This is a genomic window from Aerosakkonema sp. BLCC-F183 (genome assembly GCF_041929145.1).
Classification (GTDB): Bacteria; Cyanobacteriota; Cyanobacteriia; order Cyanobacteriales; family Aerosakkonemataceae; genus Aerosakkonema.
Genome location: NZ_JBHFNU010000115.1, coordinates 97,348 through 123,277 on the forward strand (window position 1 = coordinate 97,348; position 25,930 = coordinate 123,277).

The 25,930-nt window shown below is 43.5% G+C and carries 25 protein-coding genes and 1 tRNA gene; 15 read left to right on the plus strand and 11 right to left on the minus strand.

The window, feature by feature from the left end; genetic code table 11:
* Positions 1–9: 9 nt before the first annotated feature.
* From topA to ACE1CD_RS34330, 4 genes are all read right to left on the minus strand, one after another.
* Positions 10–2,496 (minus strand): type I DNA topoisomerase, encoded by a 2,487-nt coding sequence (gene topA / locus ACE1CD_RS34315; protein ID WP_374827622.1) that lies wholly within the window; start codon positions 2,494–2,496, stop codon positions 10–12.
* A gap of 325 nt (positions 2,497–2,821) precedes the next feature.
* Complete coding sequence (locus tag ACE1CD_RS34320) at positions 2,822–3,448, minus strand: class I SAM-dependent methyltransferase (RefSeq protein WP_374827623.1); 627 nt, start codon at positions 3,446–3,448, stop codon at positions 2,822–2,824.
* A 106-nt stretch (positions 3,449–3,554) separates the two neighbouring features.
* A tRNA-Thr gene (locus tag ACE1CD_RS34325) sits at positions 3,555–3,627 on the minus strand.
* 95 nt (positions 3,628–3,722) lie between these two features.
* Positions 3,723–4,109, minus strand: coding sequence for an HNH endonuclease (locus tag ACE1CD_RS34330; protein ID WP_374827624.1), 387 nt, complete (start codon positions 4,107–4,109; stop codon positions 3,723–3,725).
* A gap of 316 nt (positions 4,110–4,425) precedes the next feature.
* Here ACE1CD_RS34330 and ACE1CD_RS34335 point away from each other — a divergent pair, with 316 nt between their 5' ends.
* The 5 genes from ACE1CD_RS34335 to ACE1CD_RS34355 all read left to right on the plus strand — a co-directional run bounded on the left by ACE1CD_RS34335 (position 4,426) and on the right by ACE1CD_RS34355 (position 9,745).
* Positions 4,426–5,745 carry an aconitase/3-isopropylmalate dehydratase large subunit family protein gene (locus tag ACE1CD_RS34335; RefSeq protein WP_374827626.1) on the plus strand — a complete coding sequence of 440 codons (1,320 nt, stop codon included), beginning with the start codon at positions 4,426–4,428 and terminating at the stop codon, positions 5,743–5,745.
* Between the two features lie 159 nt (positions 5,746–5,904).
* Positions 5,905–7,227, plus strand: coding sequence for an anaerobic sulfatase maturase (locus ACE1CD_RS34340; protein WP_374827627.1), 1,323 nt, complete (start codon positions 5,905–5,907; stop codon positions 7,225–7,227).
* Positions 7,228–7,299: 72 nt separating this feature from the next.
* Positions 7,300–7,716, plus strand: coding sequence for a hypothetical protein (locus ACE1CD_RS34345; protein ID WP_374797793.1), 417 nt, complete (start codon positions 7,300–7,302; stop codon positions 7,714–7,716).
* Positions 7,717–7,809: 93 nt separating this feature from the next.
* On the plus strand, positions 7,810–9,516 hold the full coding sequence (locus ACE1CD_RS34350) for a tetratricopeptide repeat protein (protein WP_374827642.1): 1,707 nt from the start codon (positions 7,810–7,812) through the stop codon (positions 9,514–9,516).
* A gap of 43 nt (positions 9,517–9,559) precedes the next feature.
* Complete coding sequence (locus ACE1CD_RS34355; RefSeq protein ID WP_374827628.1) at positions 9,560–9,745, plus strand: hypothetical protein; 186 nt, start codon at positions 9,560–9,562, stop codon at positions 9,743–9,745.
* A 5-nt stretch (positions 9,746–9,750) separates the two neighbouring features.
* Here the strand turns inward: ACE1CD_RS34355 and ACE1CD_RS34360 are convergent, their stop codons facing one another.
* The 6 genes from ACE1CD_RS34360 to ACE1CD_RS34385 all read right to left on the minus strand — a co-directional run bounded on the left by ACE1CD_RS34360 (position 9,751) and on the right by ACE1CD_RS34385 (position 13,831).
* Positions 9,751–9,918, minus strand: coding sequence for a hypothetical protein (locus ACE1CD_RS34360; protein WP_374797795.1), 168 nt, complete (start codon positions 9,916–9,918; stop codon positions 9,751–9,753).
* Positions 9,915–10,262 carry a hypothetical protein gene (locus ACE1CD_RS34365; protein WP_374827630.1) on the minus strand — a complete coding sequence of 116 codons (348 nt, stop codon included), beginning with the start codon at positions 10,260–10,262 and terminating at the stop codon, positions 9,915–9,917. Before ACE1CD_RS34365 ends, ACE1CD_RS34360 begins: the two co-directional genes overlap by 4 nt.
* Positions 10,263–10,374: 112 nt before the next feature.
* Complete coding sequence (locus tag ACE1CD_RS34370; RefSeq protein ID WP_374827631.1) at positions 10,375–10,545, minus strand: hypothetical protein; 171 nt, start codon at positions 10,543–10,545, stop codon at positions 10,375–10,377.
* Positions 10,546–10,680: 135 nt separating this feature from the next.
* Positions 10,681–11,856 carry a phosphoserine transaminase gene (locus tag ACE1CD_RS34375; protein WP_374827632.1) on the minus strand — a complete coding sequence of 392 codons (1,176 nt, stop codon included), beginning with the start codon at positions 11,854–11,856 and terminating at the stop codon, positions 10,681–10,683.
* A 484-nt stretch (positions 11,857–12,340) separates the two neighbouring features.
* Positions 12,341–12,778, minus strand: coding sequence for a cyanase (gene cynS / locus ACE1CD_RS34380; protein ID WP_374827633.1), 438 nt, complete (start codon positions 12,776–12,778; stop codon positions 12,341–12,343).
* A 66-nt stretch (positions 12,779–12,844) separates the two neighbouring features.
* A complete protein-coding gene (locus ACE1CD_RS34385) occupies positions 12,845–13,831 on the minus strand; it encodes a carbohydrate kinase (RefSeq protein WP_374827634.1) in 987 nt (328 codons plus the stop codon).
* 267 nt (positions 13,832–14,098) lie between these two features.
* Between ACE1CD_RS34385 and ACE1CD_RS34390 the strand changes: the two genes are divergently transcribed.
* The 10 genes from ACE1CD_RS34390 (at position 14,099) to cax (ending at position 22,747) form a co-directional block, all read left to right on the plus strand.
* Positions 14,099–15,307, plus strand: coding sequence for an RNA-guided endonuclease InsQ/TnpB family protein (locus ACE1CD_RS34390; protein WP_374827635.1), 1,209 nt, complete (start codon positions 14,099–14,101; stop codon positions 15,305–15,307).
* Positions 15,308–15,373: 66 nt separating this feature from the next.
* Positions 15,374–15,652 (plus strand): LuxR C-terminal-related transcriptional regulator, encoded by a 279-nt coding sequence (locus ACE1CD_RS34395; protein WP_374797809.1) that lies wholly within the window; start codon positions 15,374–15,376, stop codon positions 15,650–15,652.
* Positions 15,653–15,748: 96 nt separating this feature from the next.
* Positions 15,749–16,372, plus strand: coding sequence for a DUF6391 domain-containing protein (locus ACE1CD_RS34400; protein WP_374827636.1), 624 nt, complete (start codon positions 15,749–15,751; stop codon positions 16,370–16,372).
* A gap of 103 nt (positions 16,373–16,475) precedes the next feature.
* Complete coding sequence (locus ACE1CD_RS34405) at positions 16,476–16,700, plus strand: photosystem I reaction center subunit IV (RefSeq protein WP_190462658.1); 225 nt, start codon at positions 16,476–16,478, stop codon at positions 16,698–16,700.
* Positions 16,701–16,736: 36 nt separating this feature from the next.
* A complete protein-coding gene (locus tag ACE1CD_RS34410) occupies positions 16,737–17,633 on the plus strand; it encodes a DNA-formamidopyrimidine glycosylase (RefSeq protein ID WP_374827637.1) in 897 nt (298 codons plus the stop codon).
* A 269-nt stretch (positions 17,634–17,902) separates the two neighbouring features.
* Entirely contained in the window at positions 17,903–18,118 is a 216-nt protein-coding gene (locus ACE1CD_RS34415) for an NAD(P)H-quinone oxidoreductase subunit O (RefSeq protein WP_190462654.1), read from the plus strand.
* The gene (mdh, locus tag ACE1CD_RS34420; protein ID WP_374827638.1) at positions 18,115–19,101 is read left to right on the plus strand and encodes a malate dehydrogenase; all 987 of its coding nucleotides are present in this window, start codon (positions 18,115–18,117) and stop codon (positions 19,099–19,101) included. Before ACE1CD_RS34415 ends, mdh begins: the two co-directional genes overlap by 4 nt.
* A 167-nt stretch (positions 19,102–19,268) precedes the next feature.
* Positions 19,269–19,655 carry a hypothetical protein gene (locus tag ACE1CD_RS34425; protein ID WP_374827639.1) on the plus strand — a complete coding sequence of 129 codons (387 nt, stop codon included), beginning with the start codon at positions 19,269–19,271 and terminating at the stop codon, positions 19,653–19,655.
* 540 nt (positions 19,656–20,195) lie between these two features.
* Positions 20,196–21,572, plus strand: a complete 1,377-nt coding sequence (locus ACE1CD_RS34430) for a hypothetical protein (RefSeq protein ID WP_374827640.1) — start codon at positions 20,196–20,198, stop codon at positions 21,570–21,572.
* A gap of 77 nt (positions 21,573–21,649) precedes the next feature.
* On the plus strand, positions 21,650–22,747 hold the full coding sequence (gene cax / locus ACE1CD_RS34435; RefSeq protein WP_374827641.1) for a calcium/proton exchanger: 1,098 nt from the start codon (positions 21,650–21,652) through the stop codon (positions 22,745–22,747).
* A 33-nt stretch (positions 22,748–22,780) separates the two neighbouring features.
* Here cax and ACE1CD_RS34440 read toward each other — a convergent pair whose 3' ends face one another.
* A complete protein-coding gene (locus tag ACE1CD_RS34440; protein WP_374827643.1) occupies positions 22,781–25,780 on the minus strand; it encodes a PAS domain S-box protein in 3,000 nt (999 codons plus the stop codon).
* Positions 25,781–25,930 lie beyond the last annotated feature (150 nt).

Genomic DNA, 25,930 nt, shown 5'->3' on the forward strand with positions numbered 1-25,930 from the left:
TTTATTATCTCACGATTTTTTATTTTTAGAACCAGCATCACCCTTTGATTTTATCTCCCCAAAAGTCGGCGACCACCAATGTTTTTGCGAAGTCCACCAAAACGCTACTTCTTTACAACCTTGTTTCCGATTCTCAGCATTAGAACACCTCAACATGGTTTTAGTTTCCCCCGTTTTCTTATCAGCATAATTATGCTTTTCCATAGGTAAACTACAAACGGGACAAGGAAACTCACTTAAATCTTTTGTCTCAGGTGTTTTAGCTGCGCGTTCCCCATAAGGTAACTCGTATTGCTTAGTTTTGTCGTTCAAAAACATTACCGCACCGCATCCATCTTTGCGTTTGTCGCAACTGAGGAAATGTCCGGCTTTTACTTTCTCGGATTTTGTTGGTACTTTGACCATTAGTTTATTGCATTTCGGACATAAAATCTCTGTACTTTCAGTAAATGATTTCTTACTTTCATTTCCAGTATTAGCAGTTGTTTTCCGTCGCCTTCCCGTTGCTTTTTTTGGTGCAATATCGGAAGTTGCGCGACTCTTCATTTGCTTGACTACTTCATTCTCATTTCCCAATATTTCTGCTAAAGCATCAGCAGTTGTTTTGCGTTGCTTTCCTGTCCCCTTTGTTGGTACAATATCGTCAGTCGATCGAGTCCTTTTTTGCTTTACCACTTCATTCTCATTTCCCAATATTTCAGCTAAACGATCGGATTTAGCTTTGCGTCCCTTTCCAGTCGTCTTTGCTGGTGCAAAATTATGGGAATTAGCGGTAGCAGTATACCCCTTTACCTGCTGAATTGCTTGCTTTAAAGCCGGATCGAAATATTCTCGATTCCAATTGGTAAGCCATTTTTCCCAATTCTGTTTCCCATCAGCAATAGCATCTAATTGCGATTCCATCTGCGCGGTGAATTCCGCTGCAATTAAATCCGGCAAAACTTTGGCTAAAAAATCATCTAACTCCATCCCCAGCGGAGTTGGCTGCAACTTACTCTTAGTTAATTGCACATATTCCCGCTCTTTCAAAGTTTTAATCGTCGGCGAATAAGTACTCGGTCTACCTATTCCCTTCTTTTCCATCAATTGCACTAACTTTGGTTCTGTATAACGTGGCGGCGGTTGAGTTTGTTTCTTCTCGGATTTAGCATCTTTTAAATTAACTTTTTGTCCTTCCACCACATTTGGTAATTGCACATCTTCGCTGATATTATTCCAATAGCGGGTATAACCGGGAAAAATCAGCACTTGTCCTCGCGCTTCCCAAAAAATATCGGCAGATTGAGTAATAATTCGAGTTTTGGCTATTTGTGCGGGACGACATTGGGATGCAACGGCGCGATTCCAAATTAACTCGTAAAGGTTCGCTTCATCAGCACTTAATTGAGTTTGCAATTGTGCGGGAATTCGGTTAACATCAGTAGGACGAATTGCTTCGTGCGCTTCTTGCGCTCCCTGCTTGGAACGGTGTCTAGTTGTTTTATCCGGTACGTTTTCCGGGTCATTTGCTTGTAAATACTTTTGCACCGCATCACAAAATTGCTCGGATAATACTACCGAGTCCGTTCGCATATAAGTGATATGACCAGCTTCGTAAAGTGACTGGGCAATTTTCATCGTTTGCTCTGGACTTTTATGCAGTTTCGCACCAGCAGCCTGTTGCAAGGAAGATGTAATAAATGGTGGGGGAGGCGATTGATTTACGGTTTTCTTTTCAATTTTAATTATACTATGAGGATTGGCTTTGGCAATGGCTACTAATCTATCTGCTTCTGCTTGCGTTTTTACGCGATCGGATTCTGGTTTAGTGTCATTTTTCCCAGCATCATCAGGTTCGGAATTATCATCTTTAGCTGCTTTCAAACTAGCGCGATAAAATGCTTTGAATCCTTCTTTATATTCTACCCAAACTGACCAGTAATCTTCGGGAACAAAGGCAATTATTTCTTTTTCTCTTTGACAGATGAGATGGAGAGTGGCGCTTTGCACTCTTCCCATCGATTTAGCGCCGTTTTTGAGTTGCCAAACTAAATGTTTGCTACCTTTATATCCGACTAATTTATCGAGACAATCTCTCGCTCTCCCGGCGGCGATTAAGTTTTGGTCGAGGGTGCGCGGTTTTGCGATCGCACTCATCACCGCCGCTTTTGTAATTTCGGTATAAGTAACTCTTTTTGGCTGTTTTAATCGCAATTCTTGCGCTAAATGCCAACCAATTGTTTCCCCTTCTCGATCGGGATCTGTGGCGATATAAATATCTGTTGCTTGCTTAACAGCTTGACGCAAATCGCTGATGACTTTCTTACTGCGATCGCCTCTGATTTCGTAGCGGCAATTTATGCGATCGTCTTCCAAATCAAATCCTAGCGAATCTTCCCCATCTTGCGCTAGTTCTCGGATATGACCCATACTAGCTTTGACTATCCAACCCGCACCCAGAATTTGACTTAATTTTTTTGATTTTCCCGGTGATTCTATGAGTAATAGCTTTGTCATGGGAGCATCTATTACTTTGGCTTATTTTATTTTACTATAATTTTTTTTGGGTGGGCTGGGTTTTAGATTTTTTTTACCGCAGATGAACGCAGATGAACGCAGATGTATATTTAGATTGATGTGAGGTATACGAGGATAAGAGAAACTGGAGTTTTAGGCGCTAGGCTTTCCGGATAGGTTTTTGGTTAGTCGCAAACATCCCAAATTTTCATCTGTGTTCATCTGTGTTTATCTGTGGTTCAAAATAAATTAAAATCAGCTTTCCCATCGATTGCTAACTAGCCTAATTATCTATAATAGCTCTAAAATATCCTATATTGCGATATTATTTCTTCCGAGCTACAATATGAAAAATATGCCAGTGTTTCGGTTCCTGCAAAGCCGTTTTGCCATCTTCTTCTTCGATATTAAAAACCTCTATCTCAAAAGGTTCTAAAAACTTTTCCACCTGTGCTTGTGTGAAATGGGAATGCGTAGGAATCTTCGCCCAATCATCTCGATCGCCAAACAATTGACCGCTGAATCGACCGCCAACACGAATACTTTGCACAATTTTATCCCACAATTGCGAAAAATATTCGGGCGGACAAAATGGCAGACAAAAACTAGCATTAACTAAATCTGTTTCCGGCCAAATAGTATCCTGAAATTTACCTATTTTAGTTTCCAATAATTCCACATTTTGCAAATCGGGACGCGCCAACATTCGCTCAAACGCTTCCGCATTTCCGTCAATTGCCAAAACTCGCCAACCCCGCCGCAGCAGTTCCACCGTATCGCGACCTTCCCCGCAACCCAAGTCTACCGCGAAGCTTCCCTTTCGATCGGGCTCCTCATTATCGAAGCGTTCCAAAGCTGCTAGCAGGGTGTTGCGCGGAACTCTACCCGCCACAGCTTGGTAGTACCGGGGCCATTTTTCGTCAAAATTCTGGGATTTAGGTAGTTCTGACATATAAAAGCGAGGATTTACAACTGCCAGCCTCGTTTAGCAGAGTTTAAGCATCGACCCCAAGAAGAAAAATCTTGGGGTCGCGCCTTAGCAAATTGCCTGAAACGTAAGCTGGTGAAGGGATTTGAACCCACGGCCTACGCATTACAAGTGCGTTGCTCTACCAGCTGAGCTACACCAGCGACCTTTATTAATATAGCAAACTTTGGGCTACTGTGGCTACTATGGGTAAAGATTTTCCGGATTTGGCTGAAATGCACGATTGTGGCGATCGCATTTACTCCTCCAGCATGACTGACTCCTGCTTGGACATCGCATACAACTCCCGACGCCAACTTCTACCTTTTCCCTTATTTCGTGCTTTATAGGTAGGTGTCAGAGAATGACAATTGGGACACAAAAGTCGCAGGTTTTCCGGTGAGTTGTTTTGCCAATCTCCATCAATGTGGTCTACTTCCAGAGGAACTTTACCCGTATATGGATTTACTTCGCACCAACCGCATAAAGAACACTTTTCGCCAAAGTTCCTAATCAAGAATTTTCTGATGTGATTGGATACAGTACCTGATTTCCTCCCACCGTTTACTTTTCCATTCAGCCAGGAAAGGATATACAATGTGTACTTATGTTCGCTCTGACAATAATTATCGCAATACTTATCCACTGCTCTTTTTGTTTCTTTTTCACAGTTTAAGCATCGCCGTCTGGGTTTCTTCGGCATTGGCATATATAGCACCCTAATAAAAAATATAATATTATTCAATCAAGTTATTATTTACTTGGCAACAAAGCGAACTTTACCATACCCGAAGCAACTCTCGATCGCACTCAACACCTCCTATCTGATATTATTAAAGACTGCGGTAATTCTTAAATATCGTTGAAATGCAACCGTAAAGTAGAAACGCTAGGTAGCATAGTTTATAGCCAGCCGATCGAAAAATAGCAATCGCAGCAGCACCAAAGCAGGAGAACACACTATGGGGATGACCCTCACTGAGAAAATTTTGGCACGCGCCGCCCAGCGGTCTGTCGTCGAACCGGGAGAAAATATCTGGGTTGACGTGGACGTGCTGATGACGCACGATGTATGTGGCCCCGGAACGATCGGCGTCTTCAAACGCGAATTCGGTGCGGACGCCAAAGTCTGGGACAAAGAAAAAATCGTCCTCATTCCCGACCACTACATCTTCACCGCCGACGAACGCGCTAACCGCAATGTGGATATCCTGCGTGAATTTGCCAAAGAACAGGGTATCAAATATTTCTACGATATTACCGATCGATCCAACTTCAAAGCCAACCCAGATTACAAAGGCGTCTGCCACATCGCCCTCGCGCAAGAAGGTCACACCCGACCGGGCGAAGTGCTATTCGGCACAGACTCCCACACCTGCAACGCCGGTGCCTTCGGTCAGTTTGCCACAGGGATCGGCAACACCGACGCCGCCTTCATCATGGGAACTGGTAAACTGCTGATAAAAGTGCCAGCTACCATGCAATTTGTCTTCGATGGCGAAATGCCGGATTATTTGCTCGCAAAAGACCTAATTTTGCAAATTATCGGCGATATTACTGTTTCTGGCGCTAACTATCGCACATTAGAATTTAGCGGCAGTACCGTCGAAGCCATGTCGATGGAAGACAGGATGACGCTGTGCAATATGGCGATCGAAGCTGGCGGTAAAAATGGTACAGTTGCGCCAGACGAAACCACCTTCGAGTATGTCCGCGCCCGTAGCGACAAACCCTTCCAGTCATTTTACACCGACGCCGACGCCAAGTTCTACAGCCAACACCACTACGATGTCAGCAAACTAGAACCCGTCGTCGCCAAACCCCACTCCCCAGACAACCGCGCTTTAGCACGAGAATGTCGCGATGTCAAGATCGATCGCGTTTATATCGGTTCCTGCACTGGCGGCAAAACCTCCGATTTTGTCAGCGCCGCTCGTATAATCAAAGGTCATAAGGTGAAAGTTCCCACCTATATAGTGCCTGCAACTCAGAAAGTTTACGAAGATTTGTTTACCCTCAAACACGAAGGACAAACTTTATCTGAAATTTTCTTAGAAGCTGGTTGTATCGAACCTGCTGCACCTTCCTGCGCCGCTTGTTTGGGTGGCCCAAAAGATACCTTTGGACGCATGAACGAACCGGAAGTTTGCGTTTCTACAACTAATCGTAACTTCCCCGGTCGTATGGGTAACAAACAAGCACAAATTTATCTCGCTTCGCCATATACAGCAGGTGCTTCCGCGCTGACTGGATATGTCACCGATCCGAGAGAATTTATTTAAACGCAGAGGTACGCAAAGGTAAACGCAGAGGTACGCAGAGATAGTTTTGAGTTAATCGAATTTATCCTAATTCCAAAATAAAATCTTCCTTTGCGTTACTCTGCGTTTACCTTTGCGTTCTCTGCGTTAAAAATTTCAGCATTCAAATATTAAACTGTTATGACTCAATCTAAAACTCCCGCAAGTATTCATGTACTAGGTAAACCTACAGGCGCAATTTGCAATCTAGATTGTTCCTATTGTTTCTTTTTAGATAAAGAATTATTTTATCCTAATAGTAAATTTAGGATGAGCGATGAAGTATTAGAGAATTATATCCGTCAATTAATCGAATTTCATCGCACGCCACAGGTATCGGTAGCATGGCAAGGGGGAGAACCGACCCTGATGGGGGTTGATTTTTTCAGGAAAGCGATCGCATTTCAAGAAAAATACAAAAAACCCGGCATGACTTTTGAAAATTCCATGCAAACAAACGCCACATTGCTAAACGATGAATGGTGCGAATTCTTTAAGGAAAATAACTTTTTGCTGGGAGTCAGTATTGATGGCCCTCGCGAACTCCACGATGCTAACCGAGTAGACAAGGGAGGTAGACCAACCTTCGATAAGGTAATGCGAGGTTTGCGACTATTGCAAAAGCATGGTGTTGAATTTAACGTACTAACCACCGTCAACAGAGTTAATGGCGATTATCCTCTCGAAGTTTATCGCTTTTTGCGAGATGAAGTAGGCGCAACCTGGATGCAATTTATACCCATAGTAGAGCGCATAAACGAAGATGGTCTTACCCTCTACCAAAAAGGAAATACTGTATCCGATCGATCTGTCAAAGCCGAACAGTACGGTCAATTTCTCATTGCTATTTATGACGAATGGGTTCGTAATGATGTAGGCAAAGTTTACGTGCAGGGTTTTGAAGCTGCATTAAGCAATTGGTTAGGTCTTGGTTTTTCAGGAGTTTGCTTATTCGATGCTACCTGCGGTAAAGCTTTAGCATTTGAACATAATGGCGATCTTTATTCTTGCGATCACTTTGTCGAACCTGATTATTTGCTGGGTAATATTCAAAAAGATTCGATGCGGGATTTAGTTGTTTCCCCGCAGCAACAAAAGTTTGGCAAAGATAAGTCAGATAGCCTACCAAACTATTGCCGTAACTGCGATGTGCGTTTTGCTTGTCATGGCGAATGTCCCAAAAACCGATTTATTAATACACCCGATGGCGAACCGGGATTAAATTATCTCTGCGCGGGATATAAAGCCTTTTTCCGCCATATTAATCACTCCATGCAAATTATGGCAGAGCTGGTGCGTCGCAAATATCCAGTCAAGTTGGTAATGTCTATTTTGGCAGAAGAAGAAGCCAAATTTGCGAAAGCGCGTCCTAACGATGCCTGTCCTTGCGGTAGTGGGTTAAAGTTTAAGAAATGTCATGGTAGCCAAGAAATTGGCAGTAAGGAGAAGGCTAAACGGCGATAAAGTTCTGTTTTTCTTGACCATTTGAAAAGTGTAAGCTAGAACTAGGTAAAATCTCTCCTAATACTGTGATATATGGAACCTTTATCGTTGACAGCGGGTGCGATCGCAACTCTGGTTTTAACCAAAGCGCTGGAGAAAACAGGCGAAAAACTGGGAGAAAAGGCAATTGAGCAAAGTGGCAAGTTGATGCAACTGCTCAAGCATAAGTCTCCAGAAACGGCAAGCGCTATAGAAGTGGTGGCACAACGCCCAGAATTAGCTGAACAACAGCCATTGGATTACGGTGAAGCAGTTTTAGTGGAAAAGGTAGAAATAGCGGCAAAGGCAGATCCAGAAATTGCTGCAGCTATTCGAGATTTAGCAAATACAGTCAAATCTCAACCGCAGTATATGCAGCAGATTAACAAGATAGCAGAAACGGTAGAGAAAATTGGTAATGTTAACCAGAATAGTACCATTGAAAATCAAACCTTTAACCAAACCTTCTGACTACAGTCGCCCGAACGGGAACGGGTAAAGTCAAATCCCTACAAAAATATACCTTACACCGGAACTGCCAACTTTGTCGGACGACAAGCGGAACTGCAAACACTGCATCAAGAATTGCAGAAATCCGATCGCGTAGTCATTTCTGCCGTTGCTGGGATGGGTGGCGTTGGTAAAACCGAACTGGCGATTAAATACGCACGGGAACACGATAAAGATTATGCTGGTGGAATTTGCTGGTTAACAGCCAGAGATGAGAGTTTAGCCCCCAATATTTTGCTGTTTGCCCAGCTTTACCTGAAATTGGAAGTGCCGCAGGAGTTTGGTGGCAAACCCCTGACGCTGAAGGAACAGGTAAACTGGTGTTGGCAGAATTGGCAACCACCAGAAGAATCGGTTTTGCTGGTGTTGGATGATGTCACGAATTGGAAAAGCTGTCGAGATTTTCTGCCCAAAATTAATCGCTTCCGCATCTTAATTACTACCAGGTTGCGAAATCTAGATAGCAATTTTGTGGAGTTACCTTTAGATATCCTTTCAGCCGATGAAGCCTTAGAATTGCTGACTGCTTTGGTGGGTAAAAAACGGGTGGATAGGGAACTGCAAACGGCAACAGAATTGTGTAAATGGTTGGGTTATCTGCCTTTGGGGTTGGAATTGGTGGGACGGTATTTGTTGGAAGACCCGGATTTGTCCTTGGCAGAAATGTGGGAGAAGCTGAAAAAAAAGCGATTGGAAGATGAGGCAATTAACCTCTCCGATGAGCAATTGCAGGATACGGAAATGACTGCCAAGCGAGGGGTAAAAGCCGCATTGGAATTAAGCTGGCAAGAACTCGATTTGATGGCGCAAAATGTGGGTGAGTTATTGAGTTTATTTGCGCCAGATATCATTCCTTGGGAATTGGTTAAGTCTGTGACTGAGTTGCTGAATTGGGGAGAGTCGGAGGTTAACGAAGGGAAAAAGCAACTTTATAAGCGACATTTGATTCAGCGAGTGGAAGAAAGAGATGCTTGCTACGAAATTCATCCCTTGATTCGGGAGTTTTTGCAAGCAAAGTTGGCGGTGTTAGAACAAGCTAACAACCTCAAACAAGCTTTTGTACAAATCATAGTCAAAATTTCCCAAGAAATTCCCGAATCTCCCACCTTGGATTTAATTGAGTCGCTGAAAGTAAAAATTCCGCATCTGGCAGAAGTTGCCCAAAATTTAACCAATGTACTGAGTGATGAAGATTTAATCTGGCCTTTTGTTGGGTTAGGTAGATTTTATAATGGTCAGGGGTTTTATGCCTTAGCAGAACCTTGGCAAAAGCAGTGTTTAGCAGTAGTAAAAGCCAAGTTGGGAGAGTTTCATCCCGATGTTGCTCAAAGTTTAAATAATCTGGCAAATCTCTACTACTCCCAAGGACGGTATCAGGAAGCCGAACCTTTGTACCAGGAAGCTTTGGCCATGAGAAAACGCCTGTTGGGAGAGTTTCATCCCAATGTTGCTCAAAGTTTAAATGATCTGGCATTACTCTACAACTCCCAAGGACGGTATCAGGAAGCCGAACCTTTGTACCAGGAAGCTTTGGCCATGTACAAACGCCTGTTGGGAGAGTTTCATCCCTATGTTGCTACCAGTTTAAATAATCTGGCATATCTCTACTATTCCCAAGGACGGTATCAGGAAGCCGAACCTTTATTGCAGGAAGAGTTACAAATCAGGGAACAAGTGTTAGGTGTCAATCATCCCCAGACTGTTACTATTCGCCAAAATCTAGCAACTCTCCAGTCTAAGATGAAATCTAGTAGTTCATAGCTAAAAAATTCACTTAAAATAATGCGCTTATTATGGCAATAATATGGCTATATTTTTAAATTTGAGAATTGAGTGTGTTGGCGTAGCCTGCCGTAGGCATATCGCGCTTTTGATGGCAAATGCGATCGCCCTCTCACTGCCCAAAAAATATCGGTTTGCGAAATGCGATTCGCTAATTAATGAAAAGTGCGTTGTCGTAGCCTACCATAGGCATATCGCACCTTATTAGCCTACTCAATTTCCGCTTTTTACTGGACGTGCAACACTTCTCCCTTCCAGTCGAACTCGCCATTTTTCATCTATTTCTGTCGCCAAATCGCAGAGTTCTTTAGCTTTCTTTTCAGCATCTTTAGCAAGTTCTAGCAGTTCCAACAAAGTTTTTTCATCTGGTAGTTGTTTCATGGTAATTCCTGTAATCGATTGATAATTCTTCTCACGCCTAATTTAGCTTCCAGCACTCTACCCAGTTCTGTTCCTAAATCTTCCCCAGCTTCCTGAATTTCTTCAGCATTTACATCAACTGGCGAAATGCGATTAATAGTAATTTGAATCCGTCTTTTCGATATTTCTACAAAGAGTAGAGTATTACTGAGAGCAGCAAAGAACTGCATCATTATAGCATTTTCTGGAAAAAGAGACAGCACTTGCCTAACTATATTCAGCCCTTCTGTTGCTTCTTGCTCAGTCTCAACGAGTTCCTGGTTCAGTCGGTTAATGAGAACCTGAATTTCTGGTGGAATAGGCATCTTTATCTTAATCTTACCGTAAATCTGCACCCTGATTAAACTTAATCATTATATCTCAATTAATCTATCAATATCTACTAATTTATCAAATGCGATCGCACCTTTCTAAATTCTACTCTCTACCACCAACATTCTCTTTTACTACTTGTCTGCCTTTTAGCCGCCGTTCCCACTTTTGAGAAAATGCTTCGATCGCATCCCCCGCTTCTCTCATTCTTTGTTCAGCTTCTTTAGCTAATCCAAGAAGTTCAGCTAGTTTTTTCTCATCCGGTAATTCTTTCATGGTAAATCTTCCAAGCTAGTTAGAATAGCTCAAGTTGCTAGTTACTTGCTTTCTAAGTATGTTATTGCGCTTTAGCGCTTTAGAGTTGTTTGATTACAACTGGGATCGAACCGCTCAAGCGCAACAACGTACCTTTTAACTCGCTGTAGCTTCCGCTTTCACAGTCGCATAAGCCCAATCTAGCCAAGGAAGTAGTGCTTCCAAATCAGCGGTTTCTACCGTTGCGCCTCCCCAAATCCGCAATCCAGGGGGTGCAGCGCGATAGGCTGCGATATCATAAGCAACTTTCTGCTTTTCTAGCAGTTTCGCCAACTTTTTGGTGTATTTGGCTTGGTCTTCCTCACTCAGGCTGGTAAACCAAGAATCGATAATTTTCAAGCAAATGGAAGTGCAAGAGCGAATTTCCGGTTTTTCGGCTAGAAAATCAGCCCAATCGCTTTTTTCGATCCATTTAGCGATCGCACTCAAATTCCCCTCACTCCGACTAATTAAACCAGACAGACCGCCCACACTTTCTGCCCAATTTAAACCATCGATCGCATCTTCCACGCACAACATCGAAGGCGTATTGATCGTATCTCCCTTAAAAATACCTTCGATTAACTTCCCTTTTTGGGACATCCGAAAGATTTTGGGTATGGGCCAAGCCGGTTCGTAGCTTTGCAGTCTTTCTACGGCGCGAGGCGAGAGAACAATTATACCATGTTGTGCTTCTCCACCTAACACTTTTTGCCAAGAATAGGTGACGACATCCAATTTGTGCCAGGGGATATCCATCGCAAAAACAGCGGATGTCGCATCGCAAATCGTCAATCCTTGGCGATCGTCTGCGATCCAATCTCCGTTAGGAACTCTGACGCCAGAGGTCGTACCGTTCCACAAAAACACCACATCATTGTTAAAATCAACCTGACTCAAATCCGGCAAACTGCCATAGGGCGCTTTCATCAGGCGTAGATCGGCGATTTTCAACTCATCTACCACATCTTTCACCCATTCCTGACCAAAACTTTCCCATGCCAGGATATCGACGGGTCTTTGTCCCAGTAGCGACCATAATGCCATTTCGACTGCGCCAGTATCGGAAGCCGGAACGATACCTAGACGATAATCGCTGGGAACACCTAAAATTTTCTTGGAGCGATCGATCACTTCTGCTAATTTGGCTTTGCCATCTTCAGAACGATGGGAACGACCGACACAGGCATTTTGCAGCGCAGAAACAGACCAGCCAGGACGTTTGGCACAAGGCCCAGAGGAGAAATGGGGAACGCTAGGCTTGGTTGTTGGAGGATTAAGAGATTCTGACATTTCTCAATTTAGTTCAATAGTTACAGGCGTTACAGACAAATATCTTACTTGTCTGGTACAAGCTTCTGTTAAAAAGTTACTGTACTACTACGCCCTGTATTTCCTTAGCAAAAGCGGCAAGGAAATACGATCGTTCTCATGTTAGCACTAACATTGTCGTTCGCATTAATCGGTTTACTCGGATCGTCAGACAATTTTGGATGAGAGGATTTTGGATTTGGGATTGACTCCGCAATTAGCGGACGGATCTGGAAATTGGGAAAAATTTTTTGATGATTACCCTAGAAATGGAAGGCTTGTAACCCTTTTTTTTCGATCGTTAAAACAAAATGCGATCGCCTTTAGTGACAGAGCAATTTTAGATTTAGATTGAGAATCGATAAGTTTGGTTAAGATATTAGATTATTTATGAAATAAATCCAAAATCTAAAATCCAAAATTCTCTGACAAACAAGCTAAAACGCGAGCTTTCGTAACTCTGAAGCTACCATTTTTTGTAAGGCAAGAACTTGCCATTCATAATTACTTTCACCCGATCGCCCTTGGGATCTTCTTCTTTCTCCACATCTAAAGTAAAGTCGATCGCACTCATAATTCCATCGCCAAACTTCTCGTGAATCACCTCTTTCAGAGGCATTCCATAAACTTGCATAATTTCGTAAAAGCGATAAATTAATGGATCTGTAGGCACAACTGGGCCCAATCCCTTCACGGGATATTCTGTCAGTTCTTTAGCATAAATCGCGCCAAGTCCCAAAGCTTCAACTAATTTATTTGCTTCTTCTTCAGAAGCACTTGCCTGACGATAAATTACGGCGGCGATCCATACTTCATCTCGACCCAAAATTTTTTCTAAATCGGCAAAGCTGAGCTTCATTTCTTTTTTGGCAGCCAAAAGCCGTTGGGTAATTTCTGGAATCATCGCGTTCCTCTACAAGTAAGGTGGGCATTGCCCACCCTACTGCTTTGTGCGTTAATATTTTTGTGTTCAAACAGACAAATTTTGATGCGATCGCAAGAAATCTTCTACTTCAGCGGCGGTGGGTTGAGCTGCGATCGCACCCGGTTTCGTAGCCGTCAACGCACCCACAGCAGTAGCATAAGTGACAATGCGTTTAGCCGTATCCGGATCGCTTAGAGATTTAATCCCATTCTGACAGAGTTGATGCACAAACCCAGCCACAAAACTATCGCCCGCACCGGTAGTATCGACAACATCCACCGAAAAAGCCGGCAACTGGCCTTGGTTTTCTGCCAAATAGTAAGCACATCCCTTTTCCCCAGCAGTCACTAAAACACCTTCACAGTGATTTAATAGATGAGCGATCGCACCTGGATCGGTAGTATTAAACAACCATTCCGCCTCTTCCTCAGAAACCTTGAGAAAATCAACGCGCTTGAGTAAATCTTGGATAACGTGAGGAGCGAGGTCAGGATGAGGCCAAAATACCGAACGCCAATTGATATCTACCAGAATTTTCACAAAATGCTGTTCTGCGATGTGAAGCGCTTGGGAGATTGCCACCCGACTTTGGGGATAAGCCAGTTCCAGAGTGCCCAAAACCAAAAACTCTGCCTCTTCCAATAACTTAACTGGCAGATCGGCAGCTTGTAAGCGAGTATCGGCAAACTCTGTAGTATTGTAATTTCCAAAACCTGCAAAAGCGCGATCGCCGGTTTGCGATCGCAAAACATAAACTTGCCGCGTTGGGGCAGTAGAATGGCGTTGGACTCCAGCTACATCCACCCCAACATTTTGTAACAGCTGCACCAGCGCCTTCCCAGCTTCATCCTCACCAACACAACCGATAAACCCAGATTTTGTCCCCAACTTTACCAAACCGCAAGCAACATTGGCCGGAGCGCCCCCTGGATAGGGAGTCCAAGATTCAACCTCCTCAAGTGCGCGTCCCGCTCGATCGGCCAAACAGTCGAACAAAATTTCACCCAGACAGAGAACACGGATTTGACTCACAGTTACATTCCTTGACGTGCCTTATGGCAAGAATATAAACCTTTAGCTGAAGCAGCAGAAGCCTCACACTGTACCTGAAACGTCCGTGTGAGATGAATGCGAATGAGTTGAAGAGTGCAGGTTGACCGATGCCAAACGTAGTGAGCAAGGGAAATCTGCAACGACGAAACGAACAAATCTCTCATAAACGAAGCAAGTTTTCTGAGCTTGGCAACTTCCCGTCAGTCTTTGTTATCATGGTTATCAAAGCGTGATAAAGGTCGAATCATGTTGAAGGCAGTCAAGGTCAGAATTTACCCAACCGATGAACAAAAAACTCATCTTGCACAAGCTTTCGGGTGTGTGCGATGGGTATGGAATCAGTCTCTACAGGTCATGTCTGCAACCTACAAACAGACGGGTAAAGGGATCTCTGCCCTCGCCATGAAAAAACAGATTCCGGTCTGGAAGACTGAGCATAAATGGCTCAAAGAGTGTTATTCCCAATGCTTGCAGCAATCCGTCTTGAATCTGTCTCAGGCGTTTATCAATTTCTTTGACGGCAGAGCAAAATATCCAACCTTCAAATCTCGCAACGGTCGCCAGTCGATTCAGTATCCTCAGAACGTCAAGATTTTCAACGATTCTCAGATCGAGTTTCCCGGCAACTTAGGAAAAGTGAAAGCCAAAATTCATCGGCACTGTGTTGGTAAACTGAAGACTGTTACCGTGTCAAAACTGCCTGATGGTCGTTACTATGCGTCTTTGTTACTGGATGATGAAGTTGCTAAACCCTCCCCCAGTGCTGAGGGTAAGGCGATTGGGATTGATTTGGGTTTGATTGATTTTGCTGTCACTTCTGATGGTTCAAAGTTCAACAATCCCAAGTGCCTCAAGAAACATGAACGCAACCTAAAACGAAAACAGCGTAAGCTATCCCGCAAAAAGGATAAAACAACTAATAAACGTCGAAAGGCTAAGGTAGCGCTTGCAAAAGTGCATTCTAAAATCTCCAGGGTGAGAGAAGATTTTCTGCACAAGCTATCCCGCAAGATAGTTAACGAGAACCAAGTCATTGTAGTAGAAGATCTGGCAGTGAAAAACATGGTCAAGAATCACAACCTAGCTAAGTCGATCGATGACGCTGGTTGGGGAATGTTTCAAACCATGCTGAAGTACAAAGCAGAGGAGAAAGGCAAGATTTACCTTGAAATTGGGCGATTTTTCCCTTCGTCGCATTTGTGCAATGCAACACTGCTACCGATTGCAAAGATGGATCTTTCGGTGCGCTCTTTCCTCTGTCCTCATTGCAGCGTGCATCATGACAGAGACGTGAATGCTGCCATCAATATCAAAAATGAAGGCTTGCGGATTTTGGCGTTGGGAACCAGCGTCACTGCCCTTGGAGGCAATGTAAGACCAAAGCGGTTTGGGCGTAAGTCTACGACTGTAGAGGCGGTTGCCGATGAATTGGGAAGCCCAAACCGTATCGCCTAGCGCGGTCGGTTTGCGGTAGTTCACGTAAAATTACAATAGGTACATATACAGGTATAGAAATCTATTATGGGTGGTACCACGTCTGGGGCTCCGGCCTCTCTCTCGGACAGAGAGCTGCAAATTATCGAGCTGGTAGCTGCTGGCTTAACCAATGAGAAAATTGCCGAGAAGTTAGAAATTAGCAAACGCACCGTTGACAACCACATCAGCAATATTCTCACCAAAACAGCGACTGACAACCGGGTGGCATTGGTGCGCTGGGCTTTGCAGTGGGGCAAAGTTTGTATAGATGAAGTGAACTGCTGCACGCTGCCGACATACAGAGAAGATCAAATAATTTCCTAGATTTTTGCATCCAAAAATTTAGCCGACAACTTAGGGATATCAACGATACAGTTGATAAAAATCCTTAAGCTGTATCCGCACTGCGGATTTCTTAATATGACGACTTCTGCTTCTCCTCAATCTCCCTTTGACTTTTTCGGTTTGGATTGGACAGCACCTCATCCCAGACAAGATGCCGATTTGCTCAAGCAACTTCCCTTTGTCCCAGGATTAAAAGAATTTTTAATCCTGCGACAGGTACACGCCCTGGAACACGCCACCGTTTGGGTGCTGAGCGAATCTGCCAATGCAAAAGAGCGAAGAGGGGATAGCGATCTGTTGGGCGGGATGTCCACCGAGCGGGGCTTTTACCTCTACGGCAATGTGAATGCAGTTACTTTGCAGCGTGCGGTACGTACAGCCTTGCAGCGCATTACCGACGGTGAATGGAATTTAGCGGTGCATCCCCGCTGCGGTACAAACCTGTCTGTCGGGATGGTGCTGACGGCAGGACTGGCCTTTGGCGTTCATATGCTGCTGCCTAAAGGCCCTCTAGTCCAGATTCTCGGTTTGGGTGTTGCAGCCACGACTGCGGCCCAACTAGCACCCGACTTGGGTGGCTTAGCCCAAAAATACCTCACGACTGCCATTCCATTTAATCTGGAAATTGCCGACATTTCCTCAACCCGCGATATTTGGGGGCGTCCGGCTCACTTCGTCCGTCTGACGTGGATAGATTAGCAACAAAACTTAAAGACTAAACTTAACAGTGCGTCGCTGTCGGGTAGTACTCTGAAAAACAACTACTCAATCGGTAGAAATAATCTCCAAAGGGAAAGCAATCATGGCAATTCAACGTGGTTCGACGGTCAGAATTCTCCGCAAAGAGTCCTACTGGTTCCAGGATGTAGGCACTGTTGCTTCTGTTGACCAAAGCGGCATCAAATACCCAGTGATCGTTCGCTTCGATAAGGTCAACTACGCGGGAGTTAATACCAATAACTTCAGCCCCGATGAACTGGTAGAGGTTTCTGGCCCGAAGGGAGGAGCTAAAACAAAGTCTGCATAAAACTCTGGCCATTAGGGAACTCACATAGGTTAACTTGTGCCAGAACTGCCTGAAGTAGAAACAGTAAAACGGGGTCTCGATCGCGTGACCCTAAATTGCCCAATCGAGGGTGGGGATGTGTTGCTACCCCGCACAGTTGCCCACCCCGTTTCTGTTGCCGATTTTCTCTCCTCTGTCTCCGGCGTCAAAATTCTCCAGTGGCACAGACGCGGCAAGTATTTGTTGGCAGAACTCGTAACAGAGGGACAGAAGCATTTTTTAACTGAAAAGTCAACATTACCTCAGTCTTCAAATACCATTCCAGCCGGCTGGTTGGGAGTTCACCTGCGGATGACCGGTCAGCTGCTGTGGCTGCATCGGGATGAACCGTTACAGAAACATACGCGGGTGCGATTGTTTTTCGCGGAATCTCGCGAGCTGCGGTTTGTTGACCAGCGCACTTTTGGTCAGATGTGGTGGGTACCGCCGACATCTTTGCCGGAAGATGTGATTTCGGGACTGAAAAAATTGGGGCCAGACCCGTTTTCCGCAGAGTTTTCGATCGACTACTTCGCCAAACAACTGCAAAACAGTCGCCGTCCGATCAAAACGGCATTGCTGGATCAGGAGTTGGTCGCGGGACTGGGCAATATTTATGCAGATGAAGTTCTTTTTTTGAGTAAAGTGCATCCGACGACGCTGTGTTCGGAGTTGAAAAGAGACCGGATAGAGCGCTTGCACGATGCGATCGTTCTGGTTTTGCAAACTGCGATCGAAGCTGGGGGAACGACTTTTAGCAATTTTCTCAATGTACAGGGGATTAACGGTAACTACGGCGGTGTCGCCTGGGTTTACAAACGCGCTGGCGAACCTTGTCGCCTTTGCGGAGCTAGCTTGGGACGCATAAAATTGGCAGGGCGATCGTCTCATTTTTGCCCCCAATGTCAGAAATAAGAAGCTAGAAAAGTCAATCATTCGTAGGGGCGGGTTTAGTCAATAACTCCCGATCGCAAATCTATGGTTGTAGTACAAAACCCGCCCGTACAAAGTCAAAAGTCAAAAGAAAAAGCTTATCGGTAGCGGGTGCTGGCGTCAGAAAAATCCAAAATCTAAAATCTAAAATCTAAAATTCTTATGGCTTAGGGCGTGTAATTTAGTGACAACGGCTACCAGTAGTTGATAACTTGGAATTAAGATCTTAAAAAATTCCAAAGGAGCAAGCTATGGCCATAAAAAAAGGGGATTTGGTACACGCAGTTCGGGAAAAATTGGAAAATAGCCTAGAAGCTAAGGCTAGCGATACCCGTTTCCCGCCTTATTTGTTTGATAGCAAAGGCGAAGTTGTGGACTTGCGAGGGGATTATGCGCTGGTGAAGTTTGGCAAAGTGCCAACCCCGAATATCTGGCTGCGCGTCGATCAGCTAGAAGCACTAAAATGAACTACACCTCATACATCCCGCCATTGTGCAATCCGACTCGCGTTGCGATCGTCGGTGCGGGTAAAGTAGGTAGTACCCTCGCTCAGCGCATTGCCGAAAGAAATATTGCCGATGTGGTGTTGCTGGATGTAGTCGAGGGGATGCCGCAAGCAATTGCACTGGATTTAACGCAAGCACGAGGATTAGAACACCACGACTGTGAGATTATCGGTACAAATGATTACGCCGATACCGCAAATTCCGATATCGTGGTGATTAGTGCTGGGAAACCGCGCCAACCGGGTATGAGTCGCGACGAATTGATGAAGACGAATGCCAAAATCGTGCTGGACGCGACTAAGCAGGCGATCGCTTATTCCCCAGATGCTATCTTAATCATTATCACCAACCCGCTCGATGTGATGACTTATCTGGCTTGGCAGGCGAGCGGTTTGCCTCCCCACCGCGTTATGGGGATGGCTGGTATTTTGGACTCTGCCCGCTTTCAAACTTTTATTGCTATGGAATTAGGTGTCTCCATAGTAGATGTCAAAGGGATGGTGCTGGGCAGTCACGGCGAGTTAATGGTGCCCTTACCCCGCTATTCTACTGTCAGCGGCATTCCGATTACAGAACTGTTAGATGCCGCAACTATTGACAGACTGATAGAGCGAACTCGTAACGGTGGGGGAGAAATTGTAGAACTCATGCGTACAGGCGGTGCTTATTTTGCGCCAGCTTCTTCTACCTGCGAAATGGTGGAATCTATCCTATTCAATCAATCGCGGTTAGTACCAGCTGCGGCATATCTGCAAGGCGAATACGGTTTGAAGGATGTTTTTATTGGCGTTCCCTGTCGTTTGGGATGCCGGGGGATAGAAAGTATTTTGGAACTCAACCTTACGGATTCCGAAGCTACCGCCCTCCATATCTCGGCTGAATCGGTACGTCATAATATCGAATTTGCCAATCAGTTGCTAGCAGCGACACTGCACAAATGTTAAATACAATAGCTTGCGCGTAAATATCTGATTTTTAGTAGATAGGGAAGTATTTCTTTTGAGCGATTTGGCGATCGCTCTTTTTTTTACCTTAGTTAATTAAGTAACGCAGCAGTTGTTTAATAAGTCGCAAACAGCAGTTAAAAAATTGCTTATTTAGGAGCGGTTCAATGAAAACTGGACAAAAAATCATTGCTACCTCTGTAATCTCGGCAGTGCTTGCAGGTAGTGCCTTACCCGCCTTATCTGCACGGGGAACAGGTGATGCCGCAACCGCCCATTATACCATTGAAACTTTGCCAAATGGTAATTACAGCTTTTGCAGCCAAAATACCTCTTCAGATGGATTGCAAACAAGTCCGTGTTTCTGGTTTCGTAAAGATGGCGATCGTGTAGTCGGTTACTATTTCTACCCTTACACCGAGTCCAGCATCTGTATTGAAGGTAAAGTGAATCACAATACCGTCACAGGTGAAGCGATGGAAAAAGTATGGGGACTCCCCGAACCGCCCCAACCTAAAGGAGTAGAGGTCAGGAACCTCAGCCTAAAAGCATGAGGCTTGAAAGAGAAATCTAACAAGCCATCCTGACCAGCCTAAGTACCATGCTTACCATGCGTACTAAGTTTTTTGAGTCACGACACCGGAGAATGCGTAGCTAGTTTTCCGCTCTGTCGCTAGTGGTTAAACAGTCTTAAGGTCACTGAGACAGTGCTGCTAGCGTAACAAGCTCTTAAAACATTGGCGAAGCTAACATTACCCCGCAAGGGAGGCTCGCGAGAGCAAACCATTATGCGTACAGGGTTGTGAGATTTGAAATGGTAACTGTCCCGTTGAAAGTGCAACACAAAAGTACACCGAGTCGAGCAACCCCCGTGTAATGGTATCCAAATGCAATATAAAGCCGTCCTATAAGAACGGGTTTTCCAACCCATTTTTCTGATGAAAGATTGCATAAAAATTAATGCTTTTCGCAAGTGTTGTTTTGGTAATTGAGTAAATTTATAAACGCAATGTATTAGGTGGCGTTTTCGTTGAGTAGGGGTTACAATCCTACCTAATGGAAACCCACCTTATGTTTGAGGAGATAAAAATGCTATGAATGTAATGTGGTACAAAGAGTCAGAGATAATTATGGGTGTGCTACCAGATGATTCCCAAAGTGAACTGCCTGTTGAGTTAAATACCAAAGCTCGTCTTCTTGTTAATGAATCGCAAAAAACAATTTACACTTTACTATTAGATATTGTTAAAAGAAAACACCCTTCTTTTGTTTTGGCTATATTTAAAGATTTATTTATTAATCTTGCAGATCATATGAATTCAACTACAACACGAGCTATTCACGAAATTGTTGCTGCTAATAATGAGGAAGTATTTAGAAATACGCTCAAGCGCTGTTGTTACATTTTAGTTAACAACTGGGAGGTGGCAAGGCAGCATCAAGCCATTCGCGAATTAATTGAGATATTTTCCGATTCTGCCATTAGCAAAAAAACTACTTCTGTTAATTTAAGTAGGCTGAGAAAGTGGCTAAAAAATTTTATAAATAGCAAGGATTACGAAGAACTAAAAATTTTTTCTTTAAAACATGAAGAGGGAGAAAAAGGTCATTGGAGTTACCGCTATACATCTTATTTGTTAGTTCCTCAATATATCGATCGCACCAACCCTGTTGAACAACGAAAAGCTGCCAAAACACTAGCTAAACAACTAAAAGATAAGTTCAAACTAGATCTGGCTATGTACACAGCTCGTGCAAATTCTGTGGAAAAAGAAAACACAATGCCAAAGAATCCAACAGGTTTGGGCGATGAAGTACTAAACGTAATTAAGATGCTTGTAGCGCGAAGAGGCCAGTTTAATTATGTCAATTTAGCCAATATATTTACCCAACAAACTCAATATATAACGTACAAAGAATTCAAAATTAGCTTGGTAAAATATCTTATTTTTTATTTAAATGATAAAGATTTGGTAATGCTTATCAGTGCCAAGTTGAGTGATAAATTAAAGCCTCTTTACGAAAATCACGATAACGAAGAAATTAATAATTTACTATTACAAAAAACTTGTCAACGCTTAATTGAGTATCTCACAACGGAAAATCATCAGTTACCTTCAGAGCTATTCCTCGTATTAATTTTTCAAAAGACTCCGCTAATTTTAGTGATTTTGCTCCTCAAAATAGTTTTGATTTGCAAGCCGTCCCGCCTTCATTTAGAAGCCTGTATTGCAGATTTGATTCGTTACTATGAACAGTTCCCGGAAGAGGAATGCCAGTGGGTAATTAATTTTGTGGAAATTTTCAATGTGACTTTTACTATTTATGCAGAAGACGTAGAATACAACTTGGTTAAAATAAATAACGATCGCGCAGATGGGACGATGGTTGAATGGGAAGATTATCGCGTTTTTTCACAATTAAAAGGCGATACTAAAGCGGACGGTAACTTAGGTGAAAAAGATTCGTGATGAGCGCTTAAAATCTGTAATTTTTCATCTAAAATGGTACGATCGAGATCGTACTTAGATAAACACCAAAACTTCTTATGGGAATCAAGAAAATAATTTCTTACCTCCTGTTAGTTTTCGTCCCTATTTCCATTGCGGCTGAATATTTACACTGGGGTTCGCTGACAGTATTTATTACATCAGCTTTAGCCATTGTACCCCTAGCAGTATGGTTAAGCACGGCTACAGAAGAAGTTGCGATCGTTGCTGGGCCATCTATCGGCGGTTTGTTAAATGCAGTATTTGGTAATGCGACAGAATTAATTATTGCCTTAGTTGCTTTGAAAGCGGGATTGGTTGATATTGTCAAAGCGAGTATTACCGGAACCATTATCAGCAACTTACTCCTAGTCATGGGACTTTCCATGTTTTTGGGAGGTTTGCGTTACAAGGAACAAGAATTTCAGCCTGTGGTAGCGCGGGTGAACGGTTCCACCATGACTTTAGCAGTGATTGCAATTGTTTTGCCAACAACCGTAGTTTACACCTCAAATGGAGTTGCAGAAAGTTCGATTCGCAATCTTTCCCTCACAGCAGCGGTAGTGTTAATCGTAGTTTATGCTTTAACCCTGCTTTTTTCATTGAAGACTCACAGCTATCTTTACGATGTGGGAATAGTAGATTTGGAGTCAGGAGAAGGGAAAGATGCAGAAGTTGAATCAAGTCACAAACCCAATCTCTGGTTGTGGATAGGTGTGTTGTTGGTATCTACTATTGCCGTGGCGTTTGAGTCAGAGATTTTCGTCGGAGTGGTGGAAGAAACAACAAAAAGTTTGGGTTTGACGCCACTTTTTACAGGTGTGGTGGTTTTACCATTAGTTGGCGGCGCAGCAGAATACGTAACTGCGGTAGGCGTAGCAATCAAAAACAATATGGATTTATCGGTTTCCGTGGCGATGGGTTCCAGCTTGTTAGTTGCGCTGTTGGTCGCTCCAATTTTAGTTATAGTAGGAGTGGCGATCGGTCAACCGATGGATTTAAATTTCAATCCTTTTGAAGTAGTAGCTGTAATCATTGCGGTGTTAGTCGCCAATCTCATCAGTTTGGACGGACGTTCTAACTGGTTGGAGGGAGGATTGCTATTAGCAACTTACATAGTTTTAGGTGCGGCTTTTTATTTTCATCCTCCTGTGTAGCTAAATCTCATATCGTTTCCGTCTGCTGCTGGATTAATTATCTGGTTGTCCATCCCCTAACTCCTCATAACTGTTTTCTAGAACGCGATGAATTTCAGCAAAGCGTTCCACAGTTTGGGGAATTAGATCCCAATAAAAGTTATCTATCTGACACCTTAAAGTTTGTGCGTAATCCAACAAGACTTGACATTGATGCTCTTTACCCCATTGGGTTAGGCGTTCTATAAACTGTTTGAGTTCTTTAGTAACTAAGGTTTTCCGTAGCCGCACCCATGTACTGTCAGTTTCCTGGCGCAGCTTAACCAGTAAGTCTGACAATTGCACAGGTTTTAAAGTTGAATTTGAGGATAAATTTACATTGGTTTTCTGCAACGTATCCGAATTGGTCGGATCTAAAACTCTCAATACTTTCTGAAGTGCTGTCACAATCTGTATCCGACTGACTGGCTTGCGTAAAAAACCTTCGCAAAGCCCATCTAATTCCCTTTCCTCTATTTGATTGGATGAAGCCGTTAAAATGATAATCGGTATTGTCTGAGTTTGTCGATCCTGTTTGAGAATATTAGCTACTTCTCGTCCATCCATATTCGGCATTCGCAAATCGAGGAAAATGCAGTCAAGGCGAGAGTTTTGGGCAATTCGCACGGCTTCTTGTCCATCTTTAGCAAATAAAAGATTGTGAGCCGTTTCCATAAAGTAACCTGCTATTAAGTCACGATTAGATTTTACATCGTCCACAACTAAAATGGTTGCAGGTGCAAATTGATTCAAGTTTTCATCTAATTCTTTGACGGGAATATAGTTTACAGACTGCTCGGCGATCGCAACTTTAGGGAAATAAAATATGAAGGAACTACCTTGACCTAATTCGCTTTGTAACTCAATCGAACCTTGCATGATTTCAGTAAGTCGTTGAGTAATGGCTAATCCTAGCCCAGTTCCTCCATATTTACGGTTACTTTGTCCTTGACTTTGAGTAAATGCTTCAAAAATTCGTTTGCGATCTTCTGGTGCAATTCCAATTCCTGTATCGCTAATAGTAATCTGAAGGAAAATATGTCCTTCTGGAGTTTGACTGGTTGAACATTGTTGTACTGAAATTGTAATTCCGCCTTCATGGGTAAATTTTAGAGCATTTCCGACCACATTAAACAAAATTTGCCGCAGACGGACTTCATCCAGAAGCAGAAAACGAGGGAAATTGCCATCAATCTCCATTTCTAGCCATAAGCCTTTTTCTTCAGCTTTTTGAAGAAAAATTTGACAGATATCTTGAATTAAGGTATGGATATCAACAGCTTCATAGTGAATTTGCAGTTTACCTGCTTCAATTTTTGACAGATCGAGAATATCATTGATTAAAGCTAGGAGAGTTTTGCCACTTGATGCGATCGCTTCTAAATATTTCTTAGCCCGCTCCTCAGTAATCATCCCTTTCAATAAATCACTGAAACCCAAGACAGCATTCATCGGCGTGCGAATTTCGTGGCTCATATTCGCCAAAAATTCACTTTTTGCCTGGTTAGCTTGTTCGGCTTCTTTTCTGGCTTTTTCTAAAGCCAAGTTTTTCAGTGTTAATTCTTCTCGGCGTTGGATTTCTTGTTGAAGTAAAGATGCTTGAGCGATCGCAATTCCTAACTGAGCCGCCACCGCTTCAATTAATTCGATTTCATCTTGTTGCCAGTGGCGCAGGTCATTTTCTGGGCAAGAATGGTCATTAATACACTGATGTAAGCCAATGACGCCATTGGGTTTACCTTGATAAAACGTCGCCACTGCTAACATTGATTTTAAGCTAATTTGCTCACACATTGGAGCCATATTTTGCAACAGCGGATCGGTAAAGACATCATCAGAGGCGATCGCTTGTTCTTGAGTGAGTAACTTTTGGATATGAAGATTCCCTGCGATCGGGACTTCTAAATGCTTCAGGGAACGATGATTTCCAATGAGATATTCACTGACTACTGGTATAGCTGGGACTGGATCGGTTTGATAAAAATGGATCAGACAGCGATCGACCTGAAAAGCTTCGCCAATTTGCTGCGCCGCTACCTGGAATATCTGCTCTGTATCTAAACTTTGACGGATTTGATCGGTAATATGCTGCAATAACAATGTTTTTCGTAACTGACGCTCAATGGCTTCTTCTGATTCTTTCTGTGGCGTTACATCTTCAGCAATACCTGTAAACCGCACTACTTTTCCGGCTTCATCTCGCAAGGGGAACGATCGCGCCGTTACCCAGCGAATATTACCGTTGGGGCGAACAATGCGATAAGTTTCTTCAAAAGTGGTTCCATCCTCAATCTGATGCTTGAGAGCATTTGCCATTGCAGGTCGATCGTCTGTATGAACAGACTCTAACCAAGAGCTAGGATCTTTGTACAAACTCTCACAACTTCTTTGCCAAATCTGTTCGTATGCTCGCGAGATATAGAGCATTTCTCCGCGCTCCGATAAAATAAAAAAGACTTGATGAATATTTTCTGTTAATTGCCTGAATTTTTCCTCGCTTTCTCGGAGGGCTTGTTCCGCATGGTAACGTTCGGTAATATCGCGCACTAGCACCAACACTTCATCATTATCTAACGGGGCAATGCGGGCTTCTTCATAAATCCTTTTTCCATCCACTACAAAATGATATTCTTGGGTTTGCACCCGATGAGTTGCCAGCGCTTGTTGGGCTAATTTAATCCTTTCTTGGGCAATCTCAAGGGGCATAATGTCTGTAATGAATGTGTTGGGGATGTTTTTTTGACGTTCGATGATATGAATTGCACCTTTATTGAGGACTTCTAGCAGCATCCCATCCCGACTCATTCGCACCATAAAGTCAGGTAAGGCATCTAGTAAAGCTTGTTTAGTGGCTTCTGTCTGTTTGCGCTCAGTAATGTCTAAAATTGACCCCATGAGCTTAATTGCTTCGCCCCGATCGTCTAAAATCACCTCTGCCCGCGTTTCTAAATGACGGATTGTGCCATCGGGGCGAATAATTCGGTACTCTCCTACCAGGGGAGTTTTCTGCGCGATCGCTTGTTGACTGGAGTTTAGACTAACCGCGCTTTAGGGCGCGGTTAGTCTAAACTCCTATACAAGGCAAAATAGCTCAGCTTTTAGCTGAGTAAAAAAAGATTGATTTAATCAGGATTTAAGAGAAAAATAAGTTAGCTTTTTGAGTTT

What these genes read in the sequence shown, in the direction of transcription:
- ACE1CD_RS34375 (WP_374827632.1), bottom strand. Translation starts at nt 11,856, where the DNA reads ATGTCAGAATCTCTTAATCCTCCAACAACCAAGCCTAGCGTTCCCCAT.
- ACE1CD_RS34340 (WP_374827627.1), top strand. Translation starts at nt 5,905, where the DNA reads ATGACTCAATCTAAAACTCCCGCAAGTATTCATGTACTAGGTAAACCT.
- ACE1CD_RS34320 (WP_374827623.1), bottom strand. Translation starts at nt 3,448, where the DNA reads ATGTCAGAACTACCTAAATCCCAGAATTTTGACGAAAAATGGCCCCGG.
- mdh (WP_374827638.1), top strand. Translation starts at nt 18,115, where the DNA reads ATGAACTACACCTCATACATCCCGCCATTGTGCAATCCGACTCGCGTT.
- ACE1CD_RS34390 (WP_374827635.1), top strand. Translation starts at nt 14,099, where the DNA reads ATGTTGAAGGCAGTCAAGGTCAGAATTTACCCAACCGATGAACAAAAA.
- ACE1CD_RS34430 (WP_374827640.1), top strand. Translation starts at nt 20,196, where the DNA reads ATGAATGTAATGTGGTACAAAGAGTCAGAGATAATTATGGGTGTGCTA.
- ACE1CD_RS34355 (WP_374827628.1), top strand. Translation starts at nt 9,560, where the DNA reads ATGGCTATATTTTTAAATTTGAGAATTGAGTGTGTTGGCGTAGCCTGC.
- ACE1CD_RS34335 (WP_374827626.1), top strand. Translation starts at nt 4,426, where the DNA reads ATGGGGATGACCCTCACTGAGAAAATTTTGGCACGCGCCGCCCAGCGG.
- ACE1CD_RS34345 (WP_374797793.1), top strand. Translation starts at nt 7,300, where the DNA reads ATGGAACCTTTATCGTTGACAGCGGGTGCGATCGCAACTCTGGTTTTA.
- ACE1CD_RS34395 (WP_374797809.1), top strand. Translation starts at nt 15,374, where the DNA reads ATGGGTGGTACCACGTCTGGGGCTCCGGCCTCTCTCTCGGACAGAGAG.
- ACE1CD_RS34425 (WP_374827639.1), top strand. Translation starts at nt 19,269, where the DNA reads ATGAAAACTGGACAAAAAATCATTGCTACCTCTGTAATCTCGGCAGTG.
- ACE1CD_RS34370 (WP_374827631.1), bottom strand. Translation starts at nt 10,545, where the DNA reads ATGAAAGAATTACCGGATGAGAAAAAACTAGCTGAACTTCTTGGATTA.
- topA (WP_374827622.1), bottom strand. Translation starts at nt 2,496, where the DNA reads ATGACAAAGCTATTACTCATAGAATCACCGGGAAAATCAAAAAAATTA.
- ACE1CD_RS34360 (WP_374797795.1), bottom strand. Translation starts at nt 9,918, where the DNA reads ATGAAACAACTACCAGATGAAAAAACTTTGTTGGAACTGCTAGAACTT.
- ACE1CD_RS34415 (WP_190462654.1), top strand. Translation starts at nt 17,903, where the DNA reads ATGGCCATAAAAAAAGGGGATTTGGTACACGCAGTTCGGGAAAAATTG.
- cynS (WP_374827633.1), bottom strand. Translation starts at nt 12,778, where the DNA reads ATGATTCCAGAAATTACCCAACGGCTTTTGGCTGCCAAAAAAGAAATG.
- ACE1CD_RS34400 (WP_374827636.1), top strand. Translation starts at nt 15,749, where the DNA reads ATGACGACTTCTGCTTCTCCTCAATCTCCCTTTGACTTTTTCGGTTTG.
- ACE1CD_RS34365 (WP_374827630.1), bottom strand. Translation starts at nt 10,262, where the DNA reads ATGCCTATTCCACCAGAAATTCAGGTTCTCATTAACCGACTGAACCAG.
- ACE1CD_RS34405 (WP_190462658.1), top strand. Translation starts at nt 16,476, where the DNA reads ATGGCAATTCAACGTGGTTCGACGGTCAGAATTCTCCGCAAAGAGTCC.
- cax (WP_374827641.1), top strand. Translation starts at nt 21,650, where the DNA reads ATGGGAATCAAGAAAATAATTTCTTACCTCCTGTTAGTTTTCGTCCCT.